Source organism: Nostoc linckia z4, assembly GCF_002608075.1.
Classification (GTDB): domain Bacteria; phylum Cyanobacteriota; class Cyanobacteriia; order Cyanobacteriales; family Nostocaceae; genus Nostoc; species Nostoc linckia.
The window spans coordinates 80,297-102,375 of the sequence record NZ_LAHA01000008.1 but is presented as its reverse complement, the minus strand read 5'-3'; the positions used below and the strand labels follow the sequence as shown (position 1 = coordinate 102,375).

At 40.0% G+C, this 22,079-nt stretch carries 19 protein-coding genes; 9 read left to right on the top strand and 10 right to left on the bottom strand.

From position 1 onward, the window contains the following. From VF06_RS09515 to VF06_RS09505, 3 genes are all read right to left on the bottom strand, one after another. Nucleotides 1-1,782, bottom strand: a complete 1,782-nt coding sequence (locus tag VF06_RS09515) for an efflux RND transporter periplasmic adaptor subunit (protein ID WP_099066902.1) — start codon at nucleotides 1,780-1,782, stop codon at nucleotides 1-3. Continuing rightward, nucleotides 1,783-2,274: a heavy metal-responsive transcriptional regulator gene (locus tag VF06_RS09510; protein ID WP_099066903.1), complete on the bottom strand. Its 492-nt coding sequence runs from the start codon at nucleotides 2,272-2,274 to the stop codon at nucleotides 1,783-1,785. It lies immediately after the preceding gene. A gap of 157 nt (nucleotides 2,275-2,431) precedes the next feature. Continuing rightward, nucleotides 2,432-2,923 carry a FixH family protein gene (locus tag VF06_RS09505; protein WP_099066904.1) on the bottom strand — a complete coding sequence of 164 codons (492 nt, stop codon included), beginning with the start codon at nucleotides 2,921-2,923 and terminating at the stop codon, nucleotides 2,432-2,434. A gap of 275 nt (nucleotides 2,924-3,198) precedes the next feature. On the opposite strand from VF06_RS09505, the gene VF06_RS09500 reads away from it, so the two are divergent. Then, nucleotides 3,199-3,450, top strand: coding sequence for a thioredoxin family protein (locus tag VF06_RS09500; RefSeq protein WP_099066905.1), 252 nt, complete (start codon nucleotides 3,199-3,201; stop codon nucleotides 3,448-3,450). A gap of 361 nt (nucleotides 3,451-3,811) precedes the next feature. Next, the gene (locus tag VF06_RS09495) at nucleotides 3,812-4,432 is read left to right on the top strand and encodes a class I SAM-dependent methyltransferase (RefSeq protein WP_099066906.1); all 621 of its coding nucleotides are present in this window, start codon (nucleotides 3,812-3,814) and stop codon (nucleotides 4,430-4,432) included. 61 nt (nucleotides 4,433-4,493) lie between these two features. On the opposite strand, the gene VF06_RS09490 is transcribed toward VF06_RS09495, so the two are convergent. The 3 genes from VF06_RS09490 to VF06_RS09480 all read right to left on the bottom strand — a co-directional run bounded on the left by VF06_RS09490 (nucleotide 4,494) and on the right by VF06_RS09480 (nucleotide 7,656). Continuing rightward, the gene (locus VF06_RS09490) at nucleotides 4,494-5,003 is read right to left on the bottom strand and encodes a cupredoxin domain-containing protein (RefSeq protein ID WP_099066907.1); all 510 of its coding nucleotides are present in this window, start codon (nucleotides 5,001-5,003) and stop codon (nucleotides 4,494-4,496) included. Nucleotides 5,004-5,027: 24 nt separating this feature from the next. Next, on the bottom strand, nucleotides 5,028-7,289 hold the full coding sequence (locus tag VF06_RS09485; protein ID WP_099066908.1) for a heavy metal translocating P-type ATPase: 2,262 nt from the start codon (nucleotides 7,287-7,289) through the stop codon (nucleotides 5,028-5,030). A 172-nt stretch (nucleotides 7,290-7,461) separates the two neighbouring features. Continuing rightward, nucleotides 7,462-7,656 carry a heavy-metal-associated domain-containing protein gene (locus VF06_RS09480; protein WP_099066909.1) on the bottom strand — a complete coding sequence of 65 codons (195 nt, stop codon included), beginning with the start codon at nucleotides 7,654-7,656 and terminating at the stop codon, nucleotides 7,462-7,464. 891 nt (nucleotides 7,657-8,547) lie between these two features. Between VF06_RS09480 and VF06_RS09475 the strand changes: the two genes are divergently transcribed. The 5 genes from VF06_RS09475 (at nucleotide 8,548) to VF06_RS09455 (ending at nucleotide 13,859) form a co-directional block, all read left to right on the top strand. Continuing rightward, a complete protein-coding gene (locus VF06_RS09475; protein WP_099066910.1) occupies nucleotides 8,548-9,486 on the top strand; it encodes a DUF8832 domain-containing protein in 939 nt (312 codons plus the stop codon). Nucleotides 9,487-10,109: 623 nt separating this feature from the next. After that, nucleotides 10,110-10,589: a DUF2808 domain-containing protein gene (locus tag VF06_RS09470; RefSeq protein ID WP_099066911.1), complete on the top strand. Its 480-nt coding sequence runs from the start codon at nucleotides 10,110-10,112 to the stop codon at nucleotides 10,587-10,589. 283 nt (nucleotides 10,590-10,872) lie between these two features. Then, nucleotides 10,873-11,358, top strand: coding sequence for a DUF2808 domain-containing protein (locus tag VF06_RS09465; protein ID WP_099066912.1), 486 nt, complete (start codon nucleotides 10,873-10,875; stop codon nucleotides 11,356-11,358). A 107-nt stretch (nucleotides 11,359-11,465) separates the two neighbouring features. Then, nucleotides 11,466-11,951, top strand: coding sequence for a DUF2808 domain-containing protein (locus tag VF06_RS09460; protein ID WP_099066913.1), 486 nt, complete (start codon nucleotides 11,466-11,468; stop codon nucleotides 11,949-11,951). A gap of 255 nt (nucleotides 11,952-12,206) precedes the next feature. Then, nucleotides 12,207-13,859 (top strand): iron uptake porin, encoded by a 1,653-nt coding sequence (locus VF06_RS09455; protein WP_099066914.1) that lies wholly within the window; start codon nucleotides 12,207-12,209, stop codon nucleotides 13,857-13,859. Between the two features lie 819 nt (nucleotides 13,860-14,678). On the opposite strand, the gene VF06_RS09450 is transcribed toward VF06_RS09455, so the two are convergent. Continuing rightward, nucleotides 14,679-16,007: a hypothetical protein gene (locus VF06_RS09450; RefSeq protein ID WP_099066915.1), complete on the bottom strand. Its 1,329-nt coding sequence runs from the start codon at nucleotides 16,005-16,007 to the stop codon at nucleotides 14,679-14,681. A gap of 29 nt (nucleotides 16,008-16,036) precedes the next feature. Then, entirely contained in the window at nucleotides 16,037-17,131 is a 1,095-nt protein-coding gene (locus VF06_RS09445) for a cysteine synthase family protein (protein WP_099066969.1), read from the bottom strand. Between the two features lie 1,002 nt (nucleotides 17,132-18,133). On the opposite strand from VF06_RS09445, the gene rppA reads away from it, so the two are divergent. Both rppA and rppB read left to right on the top strand, forming a co-directional pair. Next, nucleotides 18,134-18,886, top strand: a complete 753-nt coding sequence (rppA, locus tag VF06_RS09440) for a two-component system response regulator RppA (protein ID WP_099066916.1) — start codon at nucleotides 18,134-18,136, stop codon at nucleotides 18,884-18,886. Beyond that, entirely contained in the window at nucleotides 18,873-20,222 is a 1,350-nt protein-coding gene (gene rppB / locus VF06_RS09435) for a two-component system sensor histidine kinase RppB (RefSeq protein ID WP_099066917.1), read from the top strand. The genes rppA and rppB overlap by 14 nt, the downstream gene beginning before the upstream one ends. A gap of 93 nt (nucleotides 20,223-20,315) precedes the next feature. Here the strand turns inward: rppB and VF06_RS09430 are convergent, their stop codons facing one another. Continuing rightward, nucleotides 20,316-20,882 carry a metal-dependent hydrolase gene (locus tag VF06_RS09430; RefSeq protein WP_099066918.1) on the bottom strand — a complete coding sequence of 189 codons (567 nt, stop codon included), beginning with the start codon at nucleotides 20,880-20,882 and terminating at the stop codon, nucleotides 20,316-20,318. 359 nt (nucleotides 20,883-21,241) lie between these two features. Further along, complete coding sequence (gene arsH, locus VF06_RS09425; protein WP_099066919.1) at nucleotides 21,242-21,907, bottom strand: arsenical resistance protein ArsH; 666 nt, start codon at nucleotides 21,905-21,907, stop codon at nucleotides 21,242-21,244. Between the last annotated feature and the right edge of the window lie 172 nt (nucleotides 21,908-22,079).

The following is a 22,079-nucleotide window of genomic DNA, read 5'->3' as shown; positions in this document are numbered from 1 at the left end:
CTATGGGCGATTATCCAGCGTGAAAGAACCACTGCCAATTCGTGACGAGTCTTTGACTTTGGCAGTTACTTCCCACTTTCCACTCATACCCAAATAGGTATTGACTTTAAAACGACCTAATTGAGTATCAGGTTTTACTTCTACATCAGTAGACATGGGAGAGGAATTCTTCATTGGCATAGTGACGCTAACTTCTAAACCTTCAACTTTTATAGGCTTCTTGGTTTTAGAGTCTTGGATTTCCAGAACCAGTTGATTATCACCAGATACTGCTTTGCCTTGCGGGCTGACTAACTTAATTTGAGTGTTGCCTTGTACAGTGCTACTCAATGAGGCAACTGGTTGACCAGAATCATCAATAGCCGCCACCGATGCATTTTCAATTAGTCTTTCCTGTCCCGAAGTAATAACCAAATCGCTGGGTTGCAAACCGCTAGTTACCTCTACGCGATCGCCGCTGGTTAATCCTGTGGTAATAAATTTGCGTTTAGCTGATTTACCTGCTAATACCCATACAGCTGGCTTAGTTTCGGATTCAATCACTGCTGCTTGGGGAACCGACAAAGCATTGCGTTTATAGGCTGTAATAATTTGCATCTCCACAGCCTGCCCTGCCAAAACCTGTCCACCAGGGTTATCTACAACTGCCTCGACTGTAACTGTGCGAGTTTCTTCTCCAGCTTTTGGGAAAATGCTTGTCACCCTACCTTTGATGGTTTTAGTGAAGTTGCCAATCACATGCGCTACAATTGGCGAACCAATTTCTACACCCGCTAGGTTTTGCTGGGCAACATTTGCTTGGAGACGAACTTTACTATAGTTTCCGATTTTGAGAATCCCCATCCCAGGTTGTACCACTACACCAGGATCTGCCATGCGCTCCTGTACAATGCCTGTAATCGGAGATGTAATTATTTTGTAACTTTCTATAACCTTAAGACGCTGAATTTTTACTTTAGCCTGAGCTACCTGAGCTTGAGCTTTAGCTATCTGGGCTTGCATCCGTTCTAATTTAACTTTTGCAGCGCCTAGAGCCGCCTTGGCTGATGTTGCCTCGCTTTTTTGTCTGTCAAAGTCATTACGGGCGATCGCCCCGGAATTTAATAAAACCTGCTCAGTTCGCTGTACTCTTTTTTCTAAGTAAGTTGACTCGGCTGACATCCGTTCTATTTCTTGACGTTGCTCATCCAGTTCTTTTCTGCTAGCTTGCTCCTCAGCTTTGGCAGCCTCCATTTCCGTGGTTGCTTCCTCTACCTCATCAGAAAGTTCCGTCGCAGTTAGCCGAGCCAGCACTTGTCCTGCTTTTACTTTACTTCCTGGGTAGGCAGAGTATTCAGTCAACTGCCCACCCACTCGTGGATATACAGTCACTTCCAGGTAAGGACGCACTGTCCCGGTATAACGCACACTTGCTTCCATTAAACCAGGCTGGATGGACTCGACTTTGACCGGGGTGGGATTAGAAGAGCCGTCCACCCGCATCATATCTTCCATTGACATCCCTTTCATATCTTCCATCCCAGCCATAGAAGAAGAGGGTTTGAACTGCTTGGTTACTATTGAGATGCCACCGATTAGTGCTACAAAAACTGCAAGTGTAATACCCGTTTTGACGGATAAAATGGACTTTTTGAGCGGCTTAATTTCAACCAAGTTAGCATTGTCATGATTACTGACCCGATCGGGTGTTTCTGCCTCAAGAGGAGAAAGGTCAGAAAGAGGAATTTGCTCGTTTTCTGCTTTGATGCGAGAGTTTTTATCCTCGTCAGTAGTTCCAGACATTTACTCTCCTCGTAGATTCTGAACAGGTATATCCCGACAAGCAACTTCCTCAATCATGCTACAAAGCTCTTTGCTGCATGGGTCGTCCAAGGGTCGGCTTGACCAGCTTTCTTGATATGCTTCTAGCTCCTCCTTCAGCGCCTTCATGCGATAAATCTGCTCCTCAAGATCAGCTATTTTCTTTTTCAGTAAGCCCCTGACCAATGGGCAAGCGGGGCTACCGTGAGAGCGAACACCAACTATTTGTTGAATTTCAGAGAGGGAAAACTGTAAAGATTGGGCTTTTTTGATGAATTGCAATCGCTTGATCGCTTCGGCATCGTAATAACGATAGCCATTTTCACTTCTTTCAACTGGTGTTAGCAATCCTAAGCTTTCGTAATACCGGATTGTTCCCACTGCGACATCGGTTTGCTTTGCTAGCTCACCTATTTTCAGCAGTTTTTTTGGGGATGATGCTTGACAACAAAATTGTTCCACTACAACAACCATAGTTCTTGACTTTTACTACTATGCGTTGCTCTAACCATAGAGTCTATAGTCAGCTGTAAAGTCAACTCCTAGAGCTTGAATTTTTGTAAACTTTTTTGACAAAATTTTGTATTACTAATGAATTGTTAGATGTCTTAGCTACAAAAATTTAGTCTGACTACTTAACAGCTACATTAAAGACAGCACTAGCAGTAGGCTGGATATCTTTGAGGTTCACCTTCAGTTGCCAGTTACCACCATAAGGTAGACTGCTTTGAATTTCAAACATACCGGGTGAGGATGTTGGCTTGATTTGTGTTTTTGCAGTTCCTACTCCTTCCATACCCATTGCCTTCATTTCTTGCTCAGACATAACCATTTCAACCGCTACATTTTTGACAGCTAAAGGCTTACCACTCTTGGCATCTGTAACGTTGAGCATGAGAGTACTTTTTCCAGTTTTGAGGGGTGTCGCTTCCGTATTTAGAATCATGTGAGCCTCTCCTGTTTGGGTAGCAGGTTCAATCACCTGACTACCTGTCGTGGTCTTTGAGGAAGAGACAGTCGGATTATTACCTGAATTATCTACCTGTTGTCCATTACTACAAGCTCCCAAAGAAATTACTCCCATGCTTCCTATAACGATTAAGAGCCACTTGAAAGATTTCATGCTATTTATTTCCTCACGGACGGTAACGATCAATTTGAGAATACTTAAAATAAGTAAATTAAAGCGATGTTAAACCCTCAAGTCGGCTGTAGAGTCAAGTAGATATAAGCGAGAATTTCTCTTAATATTTCATTGCAATATCTTTGGATAGCACTGTCACTTTAATTATCATTAAGTGCAAGTCAAAGAATAAATTCAGAAAGTAAAAAAGGGTTGACTCTATAGTTAGCTAGAGGCTTCAGAATGAATGAGTAAAAAGAATTTTGGTGGACATCATGACAAAACGTCAAGTTGAGATTTTTACTGCTGACTGTCCTCTTTGCGATGAAACAGTTCAATTGGTGCAAGAATTGACTTGCCCTAATTGTGAAGTATCAGTCTATAACCTGCGACAAGAGCAGGAGAAAGCCCAGCAGTATGGAGTGAATGCAGTGCCTGCGATCGCAATTAATGGAAAACTAGTTATGACTGGCAAACCCAGTCGAGAGCAACTCCAAGCTGTTGGTGTAGGTCAACCATTAAATTAGAAGCAGTAGGAACAAGGAATTCACTACCCGTTCGAGTGGCGAATTCGTGCAAGTGAGCTATTAGTTTGTTTCTAGCTAGAAACAAACTAATAGTATATATTTATACTAAAAAATAGCGTTTAAGTTAGCTCTTTTCATGTACTGAGCTATCGATGTATTTAAATACTAAGTTCTTTAAGAACCTCATTAAAAATATAATTTTGATTGTCATAGATTAGCTAATTAACTCCAAAGTGTGCCATGTTAAGTCAGCAGGATAAAAAGCCGCGCTAATACCTTGTTGCTCGCACGCTACTATGAAGTCGCTGTACTTAAGTATTAAGTATATATTTCAGTTTATGAAAGAAGCTAGAGGTTCAGTATGACCGAAACTAAAGTTCGTAAGCAGTACGATCGGTTAGCGGCAGTATACGATCAACGCTGGAGTAATTACGTTGCGAATACGTTGTCGTTTCTCAAAAACTGGGCGCAGATATCTCCATCAGATGTTGTGCTGGATATCGCTTGTGGGACAGGGGAGTTTGAGCGGCTGATTCTAACTGAACAACCGGCGCAGCAGATGGTCGGAGTAGACATTTCAGACAAGATGCTACTTGTGGCTAAACAAAAATTTTGTGACTATCCCAATGTCTCATTTTACAACGCATCAGTCTTAGCATTACCCTTTGCAAGTAACAGTTTCGATGTGGTCGTATCTGCTAGTTCGTTTCACTATTTTGATGATCCTGACGCTGCATTAGCAGAAATGAAAAGGGTTCTGAAGCCGGATGGTAAATTAGTGATTTTAGATTGGTGCAGAGATTATTTAGTATGTCAAATCTGCGACATAATACTGAAAATTTTTGATCCAGTATACAAGCAGTGTTACTCTCAAGCTGAATTTCATGAGCTACTTACATCCGCAGGTTTTAATATTTGTCGTGCTACTAAGATTCGTTTTGGATTGATATGGGGATTGATGGTAGCAACAGCTAGTCGCTGAATCACAAGTTATTCTGATTTAAGAACGAACGCTTGTAAGCCATTTTCTACTAATTTCTTTACTACTGGACTTCTACCACACCACGAAACATATTCATTCCACAGGTAAATTGATATTGACCTGGTTTAGAAGGTGTAAATTCAATGGGAGTGACATGATTAAGAGCTAAATCTTGAGCAATGTGAAAATCAGGTAATAACACTTTCTCCAAACAGCTACTGGGGTCGCGGCGAAAGAAATTTAGCCGTACAGGTTGACCAGATTTAACAATCACGCGAGAAGGTTCATAGCCTCCATCTACATTAATTGTTAGCTCCTGTATCCCTTGACCAAGATTAGCTTTTATAGCTTTATTCTTACTGAATAGAAACCACCACAGTTCTAATCCAATTAATCCTACTCCGCCTAAAGTAACGCCAATTTTTAATGCTAAGGGTTGCTCAATGCGGCGAAATTGATTAGTCTGTTCTGATGAATGTGTTGGCATTTGTGCTGTTGCTGTGCTTGATACTGTACCAAACAGAAGTCCTAGTCCGGCAATGCTCGCAAAAACCTTACTTTTGTTAAACATTTGCTAAATTCCTCTACGATTACTTTAGATACTTTTCGGGTGAAAGTTACGCAAGCGTAAGGCATTCGTCACAACAGAAACAGAACTAAAAGCCATCGCTCCACCCGCAATAATTGGGTTGAGTAACCAGCCAAAGACAGGAAACAAAACTCCGGCAGCAATGGGAATCCCAGCAACGTTATAAATAAAGGCAAAGAAGAGATTTTGGCGGATATTGCCAATAGTGGCACGGCTCAATTGAATTGCGGTAACAATACCTTGCAAGTCTCCAGAGATCAGGGTAATATCGCTGGCAGCGATCGCTACATCTGTTCCTGTACCAATTGCAATCCCCACGTTCGCTTGAGCTAGTGCTGGAGCATCATTGATACCATCACCCACCATTGCGACAATTTTCCCCTCTGCTTGCAATGCTTGTACTTGAGACGCTTTTTGGTCAGGTCGAACTTCTGCAACTACACGTCTGATACCAACTTCTCTGGCGATCGCTTCTGCTGTTTTGCGATTATCCCCTGTTAACATAACTACTTCTAAACCTAGCTTTTGTAGCGTTCTTACAACTGCTACTGAAGAAGGTTTAAGTGCATCAGCAATTCCCATCAAGCCTTGAATTTGCCCATCTACAGCAATTAAAATAGCCGTTTTTCCAGCAGCTTCTAGAGAGGCTTTGCGCTCTTGGAGAGTGCGAGTGTCGATATTTAATTCTTCCATCCAACGTTGAGTACCAATTTGTACTAGGTGATCTGAAACAATTCCTTGGACACCACTCCCGGCGATCGCTTCAAATTTTTGAGCCTCTGTCAGTTCTACTTGCTGAGATTGGGCATACTTAACCACGGCTTCAGCTAATGGATGTTCTGAATTTCGTTCTACGGACGCTGCCAATTGTAAAAGTTTTAACTCGTTACTATTAGCTGTGCCATTAACAGTAACAAAGTCAGTAACAGTAGGTTTTCCCTGTGTTAAAGTTCCAGTTTTATCTAGCACAATGGTTTGGATTCTATGAGCAAGTTCTAGACTTTCAGCACCTTTAATTAAGATGCCATTTTCTGCGCCCTTGCCCGTTCCTACCATTACTGAAGTTGGAGTAGCTAAACCCAAGGCACAGGGACAAGCGATAATCAGCACACCTACTGTGGTGATTAGGGCTAATGTCAAGTTGCCCATGACATTAAACCAAATGACAAAGGCAGCGATCGCAATGGCTATTACTGCTGGCACAAACCATCCCGTCACTCGATCTGCTAAACGTTGAATAGGTGCTTTGGAGCCTTGAGCTTGTTGCACCATTTTGACTATTTGAGACAAAAAAGTGTCTTTACCGACGCGGATTGCCCGGAATTTAAAACTGCCTGTTTTATTAATTGTCGCTCCAATTACTTCATCCCCCGGTTGCTTTTTGACTGGCAAACTCTCACCAGTCACCATTGCTTCATCAACGTTGGAAGTACCTTCAATTACTTCTCCATCAACAGGAACTTTTTCGCCCGGACGCACCAAAATTACATCACCAATCTGAACTTCCTGAATGGGAACATCAATTTCTTGCCCATTTCTAATTACTCTGGCATCTCTAGCTTGTAAACCGATGAGTTTGCGGATGGCTTCAGAAGTTTGTCCCTTAGCACGATTCTCAAATAGCCTTCCTAGCAAAATTAAGGTGGTAATGACTGCTGCTGCTTCATAGTACACATCAGGCATCAATCCAGCAGCCGTAAAAAAACCTGGGAAAACAGTAGCAAACAGTGAATAGAAATACGCTGCACCAGTACCAATAGCAACCAAGGTATCCATAGTTGCTGTATGACGTTTAAAGGCTTTCCAGGCATTTTTGAAGAAGTCCGCACCGCACCAGAACAAGACAGGGGTTGCTAGTACCAACTGTACCCAAGGATTGTCTAGCCACAATGTCCGAATCCAAGGCAGATTTAGCCCTGTCATGGCAGAAATTGACCCTAGTACAATTAAAGTGCTGAAGATTGCTCCTACAATTAGCTTGCGGGTAAGTGTACGTAGTTCTGCTTCACGGGCGGTTTTTTCCGCATCATCTTCTCCAGTAATCATTTCTTGTTCTTGGAGTGAGTAAGATGAGTATCCGGCAGCATCTATAGCGGCTTGAATTGTTTCCAGATTAGTGCGCTTGGGGTCGTATTGAATAGTAGCCTGCTCCGCACCAAAGTTAACGTTACAGTCACTCACTCCTGGAACAGATCGGATTGCTTCTTCAATGTTGTTGGCGCATGAGGCACAACTCATACCTCGAAGTTTAAGACTCAGAGTATCCATAGTTAAATATGCTTTTTTAGCCGCTGCTTTACTGAGTTCTAAGAACGGTGTTTTGGTGTGATTGATAGCTGAGTGTCGTTATACTTAGCTTTGCCTGAAAAGCACACAGGCAAAGCTAAGTTCAGTAAAGTTGCCTTGCTCTGTTTGCTAATCTATTCTTTGTTGATGGCTTTTAAGTGACAGAATAGCCAGCAGTAGTAATTGCTTCCTTAATAACTGTTTCGTCAGCATTTGTATCTACTAAGACGATTTTTGTTTTTGGATCTGCTTGAACCGTAGCAGTAGGATCAACTGTTTTAACTGCTTTAGTAATGGTGTCTCCACAAGCAGAGCAAGCCATATTAGGAACTGTTAGTTGAAGTGTCATAATGTTAAAAACCTTGAACTTGGATAGTAAAAAGATGGAGTTAAGAAAATCAGGAGTTGAAGACTCAAATGGTTTACGGCTTTAGCTAGCAGGATAACCAGAGTTAGCGATTGCTGCGCCGACCAAAGGTATCGCTTCTTCGATTGCTATTTCAAATGGCATAACTGAAAGTACACAAGCTGCTACAGCTTTAGACTCTCTGAAATGTTTACTTCATAAATTCATCTTAGACTCTCTAGCTGGCTGGAGAGTCAAGGGATTTTGCCAAATTCTTTTTAATGGTTTCAAAAATATCGCATGAGATGTGCCCAAAGCATCTACGACGAGAATTGCACCTGTATTTCCCTATTAATGAGGCTTGGGTAGTAGCGATCGCAGTCATGCAGGCATTCTAAACAACCTTGAATGCAAGCTTCAAGGATGGATTCATAGTTGTAGTCATAATTTTATCCCTAAGCTAAATAGATGAATCAGTATGAAGCTGTAGTTATGCCTCTAATAATCCACGCTAGGCAATTGTCGGTGTAAGCGCATCTACCTCATGACATGATGCTAATTTATTCCTAGTGAAATGCCTAGATTTCATGCTGATTTCATTTAGGTATGCTAATAAATTTAGCTAATAAGTTATGAGAATTTCATGTTAATTTCATTTGTCTATGAAAAAGTTAATATATGGCTTAGAACTATACATACTGTTTTGGTCTTATTGTCAAAACAAAATTAGACCAAGTTCAAGCACCAGGAGAATTAGCGGGATGTTCACGCATAGGTTAAGTATTATCTGTAAACTAGCCAAACTTTTTTGTATACTATTTGTGGCAGTTTTGTACTTCTTAAATATTCTAGTTGTGGCGTTTTTTCAAACTTATAATTACTAATTGGAGAAAAATGAAGCGATTTTTCACTGCACTTGCCATCACTTCAACTTTTGTTGTCACTCAAGCTTGCACCTCACAAGTGAAATCTGGTGAGACACCAGACTCTAATGCTACCACTGTGAGTAATGCGAATCCTCATGCAGGTCACAATATAGGTAATTCCCAGACACCAAAAGCTGAGAAAAATCCTCACAGTAGTCACAATATAGAGAATTCCCGTAACGAGCATTCTGGTTATTCCAAGTTAGAATCTGCGAACGCTACTGCAAAACTGACAGTTGCTTCCAAAATCACTCCTAACACTCCTGTACCTATAATAATTGAAGTGCAAGACAACAATGGTAAAGCAATTTCTAGTTTTGATCAATTTCAAGAAAAATTAATGCATCTAATTGTTGTCAGTGATGACTTTCAATCTTTTAATCATATTCATCCTATATATAAAGGAAATGGACGCTTTGAAGTTAAAGCTAATTTTCCCCATCCAGGCAGATACAGCCTTTTCAGCGATTACAAAGTAGCAGGAAAAGCAGAACAAGTTTCGGTATTAAAAGCAGAAGTTCCAGGTAACAGTCCAACTGCACCCAAGATTGATTTAGCTACTACAAAGACTTTTGGTAATACTAAGGCTAATCTCAAGTTATCTCAACCCACAATCAAAACTGGACAAGAAGTTCACTTAATTTTCAACTTACAAGATGCAGCTAGCAACCAACCACTGAAAGATTTGAAACCTTATTTAGGAGAAAGAGGACATTTAGTCATCCTCAAACAGTCATCGCCGTTAACACAAGCAGACTATATTCATGCTCATGCTATGAAAAATACTCCAGCTGCTGAGGTTCATTTTATAACTAGTTTCCCAAAACCAGGAAAATATAAAATGTGGGGACAATTTAATCGTAATGGCAAAATTGTCACTACTGATTTCTGGGTAGATGTACAATAGTCATTTCAAATTTGATCTTGATCTAGTAGATTATAAAATCTAAGCCTATCCTAGATATTTAATTGGTATCTCAGGCTTGATAATAGTGCTTCTCTAGTACTATAAAAGCCTGTCTTATTATTATGACCAAACTCAAGCTAAATTAAGATAGTATATATATTTGATTTTAGAAGCTAATAAAATATTTTTAATCAAAAAAATTATATATATTCACCTGTATTTCATCTTGATTTCATTTCATTTTTATATAATAAGTTTTAGAGACATGTTCCTCATGTTTCACATACTTGATAGGCTTATAGTTGTACTATAAGCCTGTTTTCTTATAGCATACCAGGGTACAGCATTAGATTTCATCTTAATTTCATTTTGACTTCCCATATTAAATTTTATAAGCTTGATAGTGGCTATGCACGCGAGACAAATGTTGGTGATAACCAGGACACAAAGCTTTTTGTTAATTGTATTTTTTCTAATTTATGCTTTGCAATGTTAATTGTTTTTGCAAGCTGATTATTTCATCTTAATTTCATAGTGACCTGTCAAACTGGTTTTGTAAAGGTTCATTCACTAAGGATAAATCTGCAATTTAGTTGAGATAGTTTGTTAATTTGGCAGTCAAAATGAAGAGAATACTGATTTATGCTGCTGTATGTAGTGTGGCTACCGCAGCTTTAATTTCTGCTGGCTATGCAAATGCGAAAACAGATAATAATAAGGTTGTTAGTATTGAAAATAATATCCAATCTATTCCTACTGGTTGGCAATTCGTTAAATTGGCTTTCCAGTTACACGTTCCTAAAAAGGGCAAGGCTCTTTCCCAGCTAATTATTGATGTTCCATCCACAGTAGCTGTAAGTAATGATATTGAAGTCTTGGATGATAAAGGTCAAAAAATCAAAATTAATATTTCTTTAGAGAGTAAAAGAATTATTATAGATTTTCCTGAACCAGTTACTTCCAGCACTACTAAATTACAAATAAATCTCAACAAAGTACTTCAACCAATTCTTGGTTCTACTTCTAGTTACCATCTTTCGGGTAAAGTCGTTGGTAGTGACGTAGAGATTCCTATAGGTGAAGCTCAATTTTCTCCATTTTAATTTATTTGTAGATTTTAATGGTAACTGCTGAAATTTCATCTTGATTTCATTCTGACTTGTCATGCTAGTAGATAGAGGTAGCATACCTCTTTTGCAAAAACATCACCGACGATTTGAACTTGATAAGGGTAAGCTAACTACCTACTTCTCCTGATTAACAGCTGTATCAAGGGGTAGTTAAATATGGCTTTGCCAAGTTTTGATCTATCTATTAAGAGCAGATTCACTCACAATGCATGAACCTGCACTTTAACTAACGTGTTTAATTATTTTGGAGATAAATATGAAGAGGTCATTGATTTACGCCATTGTATTGACTCTGAGTAGCACAGCTATTATTGCTCCTAGCTATGCAAGTGCTAGAACAGATGATGGTAGGGTTCCCCATATTGATGGAAATTCACAATTCCCTCCCATACGCTGGGGAACTTTTAGACATACTTTCCGGTTGCACATTCCCCAAAATAGCAAAGCTGTTACCCAACTACTTATTAAAGTTCCAGACAATGTAACTATAAGTAATAGCATTCAGGATATCGATGTCGTGGATGAAAAGGGGCAGAAAATTAACACTAATGTATCTGTCAACGGTAAAACAATACTATTAGCTTTCGCCGAACCAGTTGCTCCTAACACTAAGTTTGATGTTGACCTTAACAAAATAAGAAGACGAAATCTTGGTAATGGTTCTGTCTACAGCTTCTCAGCTAGAGAGGTTGGCATTGATGGAGAAATTCCCATAGGTGTTGCTTGGTTTCGTACTTACTAATCCAACCTTTTTTCTCTAACAATCTATGGGATTTCATTGAGATTTCATCTGTGAATGTCAAACTGATAATAGAAAGTAAATTGAACTAGTTTTTAAGGAGAATCAAAATGAAAAGCTTAATTTATGCTGTTGCATTCACACTGGCATTTACATCTTCAGTTGATGCTGTTTTTGCAAGCGGGAAACCAGGTGATTTTAACGCTTCCCATTTGGTGAAAACTGCTGCTATCCCTAATACTACTTATGTCACAGATGCTACTCATAAATTTGAAGTCCACGTACAAGGTAAACCTCTAGAAGCACTCACAATTAATTTGCCTGAAGGACTGAAAATTGATAGAGGAATTGAGGTCAACAATCAATCAGGACAAAAAATTCCCACGACAGTTTCTATTAATGGACAAAAAGCTACTGTAGCTTTTTCACAACCAATAGACCCTGAGACAAAGCTCTCAATTTTAATGAGAGGAGTCAATACTCAAACCTATGAACCAGGCTATGGTGCAACTTGGCAGTACCAAGTCTATGCCAAGAAAGTTGGATTCACGCAAGAAATTCCACTTGGTCTAGCTCAGATTCAGACCTACCCCTAGTCAGAGCAATTCTTCGAGTTTATGAAACTGGTGCTTAAGGATCTCATATTGCTATAAGTAGGGATGCAAATTGTGATAGATGCGTGTTTGGTGGTTTTTTGATTCATTAACCTATCATTAACCTGTGATTTCATCCTAATTTCATCATGCTCTGAGATTCTAGTTATAGGAGTGAATCCTGTAACTAGATTTTCAGGTTTGAAGAGACAAGAAATCATGTCGGAATCAAATTTAGGTGTGAGTGAGAAAACAATCATGACCAAACCATTCTGTAATGTTCTAAGGCTCAGTCCAGTTATTGTTGCCGCTATATTTTTTGCTGCTAACAGTGCCTTAGCAGTTGAAGCTAACGAACAAGTAATGACTGTGGAGCAGTTGACTGCCCAATCAGACAACTTTGGTCAAGTCACATCAGTTTCTCAGTTTTCTGATGTACAACCAACAGACTGGGCATTCCAAGCTTTACAATCACTAGTTGAACGTTACGGTTGTATTGCTGGTTATCCCAATGCGACTTACCGAGGTAATCGTGCTTTAACTCGTTATGAATTTGCTGCTGGTTTGAATGCTTGTTTAGATAGAGTTAATGAACTGATTGCTACTGCTACTGCTGACTTAGTATCAAAAGAGGATTTGGCTACCCTACAGCGTCTGCAAGAAGAATTTTCTGCGGAACTAGCTACCCTGCGTGGTCGCGTAGATGCTTTAGAAGTACGCACTGCTGAGTTGGAAGCCAATCAGTTCTCGACTACCACCAAGTTAATTGGGGAAGCAATTTTTAACGTATCTAATGTTTTTGGTAGCGATCAAAGGGCAGTTCCTTCTGGTGTAGATCCAAGTACTGCTCCCGACCTAGATTCTAATACTATTCTAACTGACCGGGTTCGTCTGAGATTGGAATCAAGTTTTGTTGGTACAGACCTATTGCAAATCCGCTTGCAATCCCGGAACGTCACTCCCTATGACACAAATGTGACGGGTACTAACATGACCCGCTTCGGTTTTGATGGAAATCAGAACAATGAGACTGTCATCGATAAAATTAACTATGCTTTCAACCTGAGTAATGCAGTGCGGGTAAAAATTGATGCAGCAGGCGGTAACATATACGACAACATCAACAACTTCAACCCTGATCTTGCCAGTGATGGTAGGGGCGCTTTGTCTCGCTATGGTCGATTTAGCCCTATCTATCGCACTGGTTTCGGTGGTGCAGGTGCAACCATAACTTTCAATCCTACAGGAGCTTTCACTGCATCTGCGGCTTACATAGCTCGCACAGCTAGCAATCCTGGTTCAAATGGAGGTCTGACAAATGGTGCCTATACAGCCCTTGGTCAGGTAGCTTTCAGGCCTAGTGATGCATTTAATATTGGTCTTACCTACGCTCACAGCTATCAAAATAGTTTATCCAGTGTAAACATGTTTGAGGGTACAGGTAGTGTATACGCAGGTAATCCCTTCAATGGAGTTGCTACTACTGCCAACCATTACGGTATAGAAGCTACCTTCAAACCCAGTTCCAAGTTAACTATTGGTGGTTGGTATGGTTACAGCAACGCTGAAGCCAGGGCAAGTGGTACGGGTGTGAATCAAGGTGATGAAGCATCAATGAATTACTGGGCTGCAACCGTAGCCTTCAAAGACTTTGGCAAAGAAGGCAACTTGCTTGGTCTGATTTTTGGTCAACCACCTAAAGTAAGTGATAATGATGCATTCACTTCCGCCGCAAGAACTACTAGGCGTGAAGATAACGACACCTCTTACCACCTAGAAGCTCTGTACCGCCTACAGATCAACGATAATATTTCCGTCACTCCTGGTTTATTGGTCATCTTCAATCCAGAGCATAATAATAACAACGACACAATTTACGTTGGTACACTGCGTACCACTTTCACTTTCTAAAACTACTAATCATCATCATTTCATTAATAGTATTGTCATCAATACATAGAACTGTTTTTAAGTTCTAATTATGTCTAGTAGTATGTGTTAAATACAACGCTCTAGTCTTTCGATTAGGGTGTTGTATTATTTAGGCAAGTATAAATTTTAAAGTTTCTGAGGCAGCTTGATATTTCATCTTAATTTCATACTGATTTGTCACAATAAAGATAACTCAATAGATTTCTTGCTAGCAGTTAGTTTCCAGAACTTCTCTAACTGACTTTTGCTCACACCAATTTACAATCATTTGTGGCAATGAGGTGTATTGAGTTTTTTCTAACTGTTAATATTTTAATACTTTGATTTTAGACAACATAATAAAAACTTATGCATTAAAATTCACTAAAGATGAAACTTGTATAGTTTTAAGCACATTTACTAGATTTTAAAAGTTATATGGTGCTAAGGCTCTTTATTTAACTGATATTAGTAGCGTATATCCTGTTAACTCTACCATACGTAATGCTGTTTAAAATTACCAAATCCAGTAGCAAGAAAAGGAGTGCGATTGCCTACAGCACTGGCAATCGTACTCCTTTTCTTTTATAAATTATTCAACGTCGCAGTAGTTTATATAACGGTTCCAGATCGGGTGAGGTACGTTTTTAAAGCTATTAACCTTGGTAAACAAAATTTGGGTGTACCTCAGTTGCTTAGGAAACGATATACTTTGCGATCGCAAAGTATATCTCCTTTCACAAAAAATGCAGAAGACTCGAATTTTTTCAATTTCCTATCCTTCTGCAAGGAAAAAGTACTGCCTGTATTTTGACTCTCTTATTTACATTGCAGTGCAAAAAATAGCACTATAATTTCACTGACAGTACCCGCAAGCATTCCATACGCTGCTGAAGTAGCTCCGCTATGTCTAGTAAAAATCAGACTTGCACATACTATCAGGGTAAAAGCTGCGGCAATTAATGTTGCAAGGTTGATGAACCAGTTCTTTGCTCGGTGAATAAGCAGTCCTTGAAACGTATTTTGCAATGCCAGGAGCAAGGGTAAAAATGACAGTATTTGTATAACCGGACGAGCTGCTTCCACAAGAGATGGATTATTTCCCAAAAATTGGCCAAGTAGTAGCAATCCTTTGTCCGTAAACCCAAGAAAAATTGGTACTACAGTAAAACCCAAACCGACAAGAACTACAAAAGCAACAAGTGTTCGCTTAGAAGTTTCTTCATAAGTAGAAATTACTACTTGTTGAATCATGCGTGTACCGTTGGCTATCGAAAGAAGTAGCCCCCAAGCAGCGGGCCACACAGCGAGTGCAAGACTACCATCGAATGAGCGAGCAATGAGACTTAAGAGTATTGCCCTTGCACCCCAGACAATAAGCATTGTTGAGGCTAAAGGAAGATAGTAAAATGTGACTCCTGGAAAAGTTTTAGGCAGTTTCTTAGTTTCAGAATTTACTTGCTGGTTGAGAATAGAAATAGCACCAAGACGCAAACAAAACCATGTGACCAATACTGCTTCAATAAGTATGCCTCCCATCATGGTGATACCTGCAAGAAATGCCCCATCACTTCTAAGACTAACCCCCACTGTCAGCGCCACAATTACCCAAGTAAATCGTGCAACACCTGCCCATCCTACAGCTACGCTCTTTTGAGCGCGGATAAGCAGCCCCTGAAAGAATCGTCGCCAAGCAATAACGAAAGGCCACAGGAACATCAATAAAAAAGCAGTTCTCCCTTGCGCTGCAATAAATGGGCTAACGCCAAATACCTCTAAAAGAAGCCAGTTATACAAAGGCTCCCAAGTGAGTAAAAGGAAGATACCACTGAGAGAAAGTCCCGCAATTACTGTAAATTGCCAAAGTGCGCGGCGAGATTTGACTTCTCCTCCAAGAGCAGTTGAGGCATGAATAATCATGATAATGGGGCTTTCTAGAAATACGGCAACCCCTTTGACTACCCCAACTCCGGCTAATGTTTGTTGTGGAAAGGCCAGGCGACTGAGTGCAGCAGTCTGAAGTGGATCGCCGAGAGTCATTGCCACATCAGTTAAGGAAAGAGGTATGAACTGAGCAAGTAACATCAATAGCGATCGCTGGGAGGCTGTTTTATTAGCTTCCTGTTCCTGCTGGGGTGAGGTGTTCATGAAATTTTTCAGCATTATGTAATAAGCCACTAAAAATACACAGGAGTCAGTGAGGCGATCGCATCATCAAGATGCTCTCCTTGTTTAAGGGTAAATCCATAACGGTCAAGCCAATGGTCGTCGTAGACTGTCTCAAGGTATCTATCCCCTCGGTCTGGATTGATCATCAGAATCCGCGCACCAGCACCAAGAGAGCGCGCCAGATGCAAGCCACCAGCTACAATTGCCCCTGTTGATGCACCAAGAAGCAATCCTTCACGACGTGCGAGTGCATGACATACCGAGTAAGCAAGCGTCTCTGGTACAACGTAAGCACGATTAAGCAGCGAAAGCTCTAGATTAGGTGGAAAGAACGATAATCCAACACCCGTCATCTTGTATGGTTTTGCTGGCGTTCCCATAATGACTGAACCCTCGACATCAACGCCAACAATACGTATTTTTGGAAATCGCGGTTGAAGATAACGAGCAATTCCCATTATTTGTCCCGCAGTGCTAACACCAACAACGACAGCATCAAGATCGGAGGAAAAGTGAGCTTCAATCTCACGCGCAGTGTAGTATGAATGTGCCTCCGTATTCAGAGGATTCAAGTGTTGACATGGATACCAAGCGTTAGGAATAGTCGCGGCAAGTTCACGCGCTCGTTTCATTCTTGCCTTCTGCATCGAGCCTGATTCGTCTGCCTCATGTAGCGGTACATCCACAAGTTCTGCACCGTATGCTTTCAGCATTCGTCTAAACGGTGGAGCAGTTTTGGCATCGACAACAATAATCACTCGATACCCTCGGACTGCTCCTACCATAGCCAGACCAACACCAAAATTTCCTGAGCTTGACTCGATAATCGTACCACCAGGCACAAGAAGCCCTTCTTCTTCCGCACGCGTGACGAGGTAAACTGCATTTTTCTCCTTAATTGACCCTCCAGGATTGCAGCTCTCTAACTTCAAGAAACATTCCGAGACAACACATACAGGAGAAATATTCCTAAGTTTTACAATCGGTACATTTCCTATTGCCTCGGTAACATCAGCGGCAGTAATCTTTTTCCATTTACTATGATTGTTCCATTGATAGTTAGAAACGTTCTCGAATGATGAAGATTTTGCAAGCTGATTCATATTTACCATCCAAAAAATTCAAAAACTAGTAGGAATTATCAAAGCTGAATGAACTTGCTCATTGGAGCGGATTTTTATTTGCAATATCGTTACTACATTCTTTTATTGACGATACGAATTGTAGTGATTATTGCTTGTATAGCTAATCACCACTTAAAACTGTTTCAAGTTGACCAAAAGTAAATATCAATTAGGTCTGAGCGATAACTACCTGAGCAAGCCTTTAAGTCATGTCCACAAAAATATTGATATCCATTATGGAATCAACCTATTTTTTATCTTGAAGGAGAAATATGAAATCAAGATGAAATTTTCTATTTTGTCTTTAATAATTTCCAAAGTTCAGTATTCATAATGTGTTCTTGTCATCTAATTGACTTCTCATTGTTGTATAATTTGAAGAAAGATTCAAAATAGAAGTCATAATTAATGATATGTCTGAATTTTCCACTAATTTAAGACTACGAAATTGAAAAAATTATGTGGCATTTCACCATTGATTCACTCGCAATTCGTACAGAATTTATGTACTAATTATGACTTTTTAATTCTGAAGTTTTTCTTGATAAACATAACAACTTGATGTCCAATGCATATATATGTATGTATAAATTAGAATTAGTTGCAATATTTATTGTTATAAATTCTAACTAAAGTTAGAGGTAGAATGCTAACTTCGCTTATATATCAACTAATTAATGACAACAATTTTTCTAAATGTTCTTGAGATAATTTAAATTTCATCTTTATTTCATATTTCCGTGTCAAAATTCTTATTGACTCAATAGATATCTTGCAAAACTTAGTTTCTATAACTCCTCAAACTAAGTTCACACCCTATTTTGGCAAGTTGGTCTACTGAGTCTTTTCTCTTTGATTATGTATCGCTAAGATACTAGTTACTGTTAGGTTTTGTATAGCTTAATTCTAATTCTTAAGAATTTCATCCTAATTTCATAAACTTCTGTCAACCTATTTATAGGGGTATCCCTATTGCAAACTATGCTTACATCACAAATTTACAACGAACCTTTAACTATTCAATTTGATATGAGGGTGCTGCTAGTCGAAGATGAGCCGGATTTGGGGGCTGCTATTAAGCGCACCTTAAATCAACAAAAGTACTTAGTTGATTGGGTAATGGATGGTACTGAAGCATGGGCTTACTTAGAAAATAGCTCGGCACAATATACAGTAGCGATTCTCGATTGGATGCTTCCTGGAATTACTGGTTTAGAATTGTGTAAAAGACTACGTTACAAAGGTAATCCTCTTCCTATCTTGATGCTAACTGCTAAAGATAGAATGGAAGATAAAGTTGCCGGACTAGATGCTGGTGCTGACGATTACCTAGTAAAGCCCTTTAGCATGGTAGAACTACTGGCACGATTGCGGGCTTTGCAGCGTCGCTCTCCGCATTTCCAACCTCAACAATTGACTGTTGGTAACTTGACTCTAGATTATGGCAACAGCACAGTTGTAAGACAACATACTACGGGTGAACAGCAAAGGATTCCTTTAACTAATAAAGAGTTCCAACTGCTAGAGTATTTTATGAAGCATCCCAACCAAATTGTTACTACCGAACAAATTCGTAACCAGATTTGGGAAGTTAATGCGGAATCTAGTAGCAATGTAGTGGCGGCACAAATACGTTTGTTACGTCGCAAACTCACCAATAGCGACTGTACTAACTCAATTGAAACTTTGCACGGTATGGGATATCGTCTTAATTTCACCAATGAATCAGAATAAGCTGTTTCGACTCACTCGTATTCGGTTGGCTCTATATTATGCCATTGTTATGGGTTTAATTTTAAGCCTATGTGCGTTCGGTTTTTATCGAGCAGTGTTCCATGCTCATGTGGTAGCTTTAGACAGTGAAATCGAGTCTGTAGCGGGAACATTGCACGACAGTATCGAACTAAAACTACAGTTACCTGGACGTTTAGAACCATTGGCATATCAATTATTTCCAAATATAGATAAATGTGGAACTGGAGCTACTAATTGTATTCAACAACAGTCAGATTCTAAACGTCATCTTCTTGGTATCGTTACTAAAAGTAGCTACTATATACGTTTTTTTGATACTTCGGGAAAATTAATTGCTACTGCTGGTTATTATCCAGAAGGATTACCTGACGTTTTTAATCAAAAAACTTGGCAATTTCTCAAAGACAGCAAAGGCAAAGATTACCATCAAATTACTTTATCACTGCATACCCAAAATTATCAAGATTGGGGATATATGCAAGTAGGGCGAAGTCTACAAGAGTTTAATCATTACTTGGATAGTGTGAAATTAGTTTTGGTATTAGGGCTGCTAGTTGCAATGGCTATGATTGCTGGTGCTAGCTGGTGGCTATCAGGATTAGCTATGCAGCCAATTTATCAATCCTATCGACAAATTCAACAGTTTACAGCAGATGCAGCACATGAATTACGAACGCCTTTAGCTGCAACAGGTGCAACGGTGGAATCAGCACTTTTAATGCCGCAAATAGACTCTGAAGATACACGAGATATTTTGCAAACTATACAACGTCAGAATCAACGACTAACGGCTTTGGTTGTTGATTTATTGATGTTAGCACGTTTAGATAAACAAGCCCAAAAGTTACAGCGTGAAGTTTGTTACCTAAATGATATTGTTAGCGATTTAGTTGAGGAGTTTGAAGCGATGGCAAATGCCGCAGGGGTAAAGCTGACATCTTTAATACAAGTGCATGAACCCGTGAATATCATAGGTAATTCTGACCAGTTTTATCGCTTGTTTTCTAATTTAATTGTCAATGCAATTCAATACACACCTAGAGAAGGAGAAGTAACGGTTTTATTAGACCGCAACGACCATTATGCTGTAATCAAAGTTCAAGATACAGGCATTGGTATCCCGAAATACGAACTTAAGCGAATTTTTGATCGCTTTTATCGGGTGAGTAGCGATCGCTCTCGCAGCACTGGTGGTTCTGGTTTAGGATTAGCCATTGTTCAAGCTATTGTTCAAGCACATCAAGGTAAAATAAATGTAGAAAGTGAATTAGGTAAAGGTAGCACTTTTACAGTTCAATTACCTAAAGAAAAATGAGTTTTAATTATTAAATTAATCTTATAATATTAAACACACTAAAAATATATAGAAGTGAATGCTTGACGTTTTCTAAATTGTGATTGGAGAGATTTATGGCATTTTTGAGCGTTTTGAGAAGAAGCGCGAAGTCAGAAGATAGATTAGCAGTACACTATCTAGAGCCAGTTCAAATCGTGCAAATTCTCGTCCATGATAGCGCCAATCCCAGTAGCTAATAGGACTATGGAAACGGATGCTCCACTCTAAAGGAAAAAACAATAATGGCCCATCGTTGGTATGGGTGAAGATGTCCACAACAGCATGGAATAAACATGCTAGCAAGAACCAGAATAACCAGCGATCGCGTGAGCCAATATTTCTTCTGCGTTGCCAAACCAATCCTAACCCAAGCAGAAGTAACACGGGGCTATGTAGTAAATTATGGAGTGCTATCCAAGCTGGGTTGTAAAAGTACAGCTGGTCAAACATTAAATGAAAAGTATTGGCTAGACTCCAACCCAAAATCAAATGATAGTAAATAATTCCGCTGATAGATAAAACCCAAAGAGGTATATCAGGAGCCACAGAGCCAAGCAGAAAAGCACTTTTAACAATCGGTACTCGTGGTAAAGCCCTATCTAAAGCCGCCGTTATTAGAAAATGGGAGGGGGTTTTCATTTGAGCAGTTTTTTGTAAACCGAAATTGGGCTGTACTACCAGAAGCCATAACCCTAAAAGTGTTCCAATAATTCCACTAAGAATCTACTGAAACAGTGGAGTGATTGTTGTCGCTGCCAGTTTTTAGCCCTCTTGTGTCACTTTAGTAGAAGCCAATCGCTGTAAGCCTTCTGGAGCTTTAATTTCTGGGTTTTGGCTATAAATTCTAGTTTCTGTTAGTAAATAAAGGCTCAAAGCTTGATTCAATCAAAGGTTGAGAATTTCGCTTCGATTATTGTTTTCCAGAAGTGACATAACAGGGTTAGTTATCACACGGGCAGCCTCGCGCTCTACGGGTGAGTGTTGCTTGGGAGAGTCGCTTACCCCTGGGTTGTGTTCATCTCTAAGGCTTTGTTCGCTACCTCAATCATTTGTTTTGCTGCTTTCTCCTTGCGTTCGCTATAGCGATCTGTTAGGTAGTCCACCTTGTCTCGTAGCAACAAGGTGAACTTGTAAAGTTCTTCCATAACATCCACGACGCGATCGCGGTAGGGCGAATCTTTCATAGTGCCGTCTTCATTGAACTCAAGGTAGGCTTTGGCAACGGAGGATTGATTGGGGATAGTGAACATCCGCATCCAGCGACCAAGAATTCGCAGAGTGTTGACGGCGTTGAAAGACTGTGACCCGCCGCTTACCTGCATGACAGCCAGAGTCCTACCTTGAGTCGGGCGAACGGCTCCAAGCGAGAGTGGAATCCAGTCAATTTGGTTCTTCATAATGCCAGAAATCTGACCGTGCATCTCTGGGCTAGACCAGACCTGCCCTTCCGACCACAGGCTTAATTCGCGTAATTCCTGTACTTTTGGATGAGTGTCAGGTACGCTGCCATAAATTGGAAGTTCACGCGGGTCAAAAAACTTCACCTCTGCCCCAAATTCTTCAATGATGCGTGCTGCTGACTCAGCCAAGAGGCGGCTATAGGAACGCTCACGCAGGGAACCATACAAAAACAAAATTCTGGGGGGATGGTCAAATGTCGTCATGGCGTAAATAGAAGGTTCGTGCAACCAGGGGCAACCCTCGTTGAAATGCTTAACCAGTAAGAGTTTTAGCCATTTTTCTTAGATGATGATTGACCCAAGTTTTTCACCCTTAAATATAAGTAAACTTAATATATAGTTTTTATGAGATTTGACAAAAAAACTCAAACCTGCA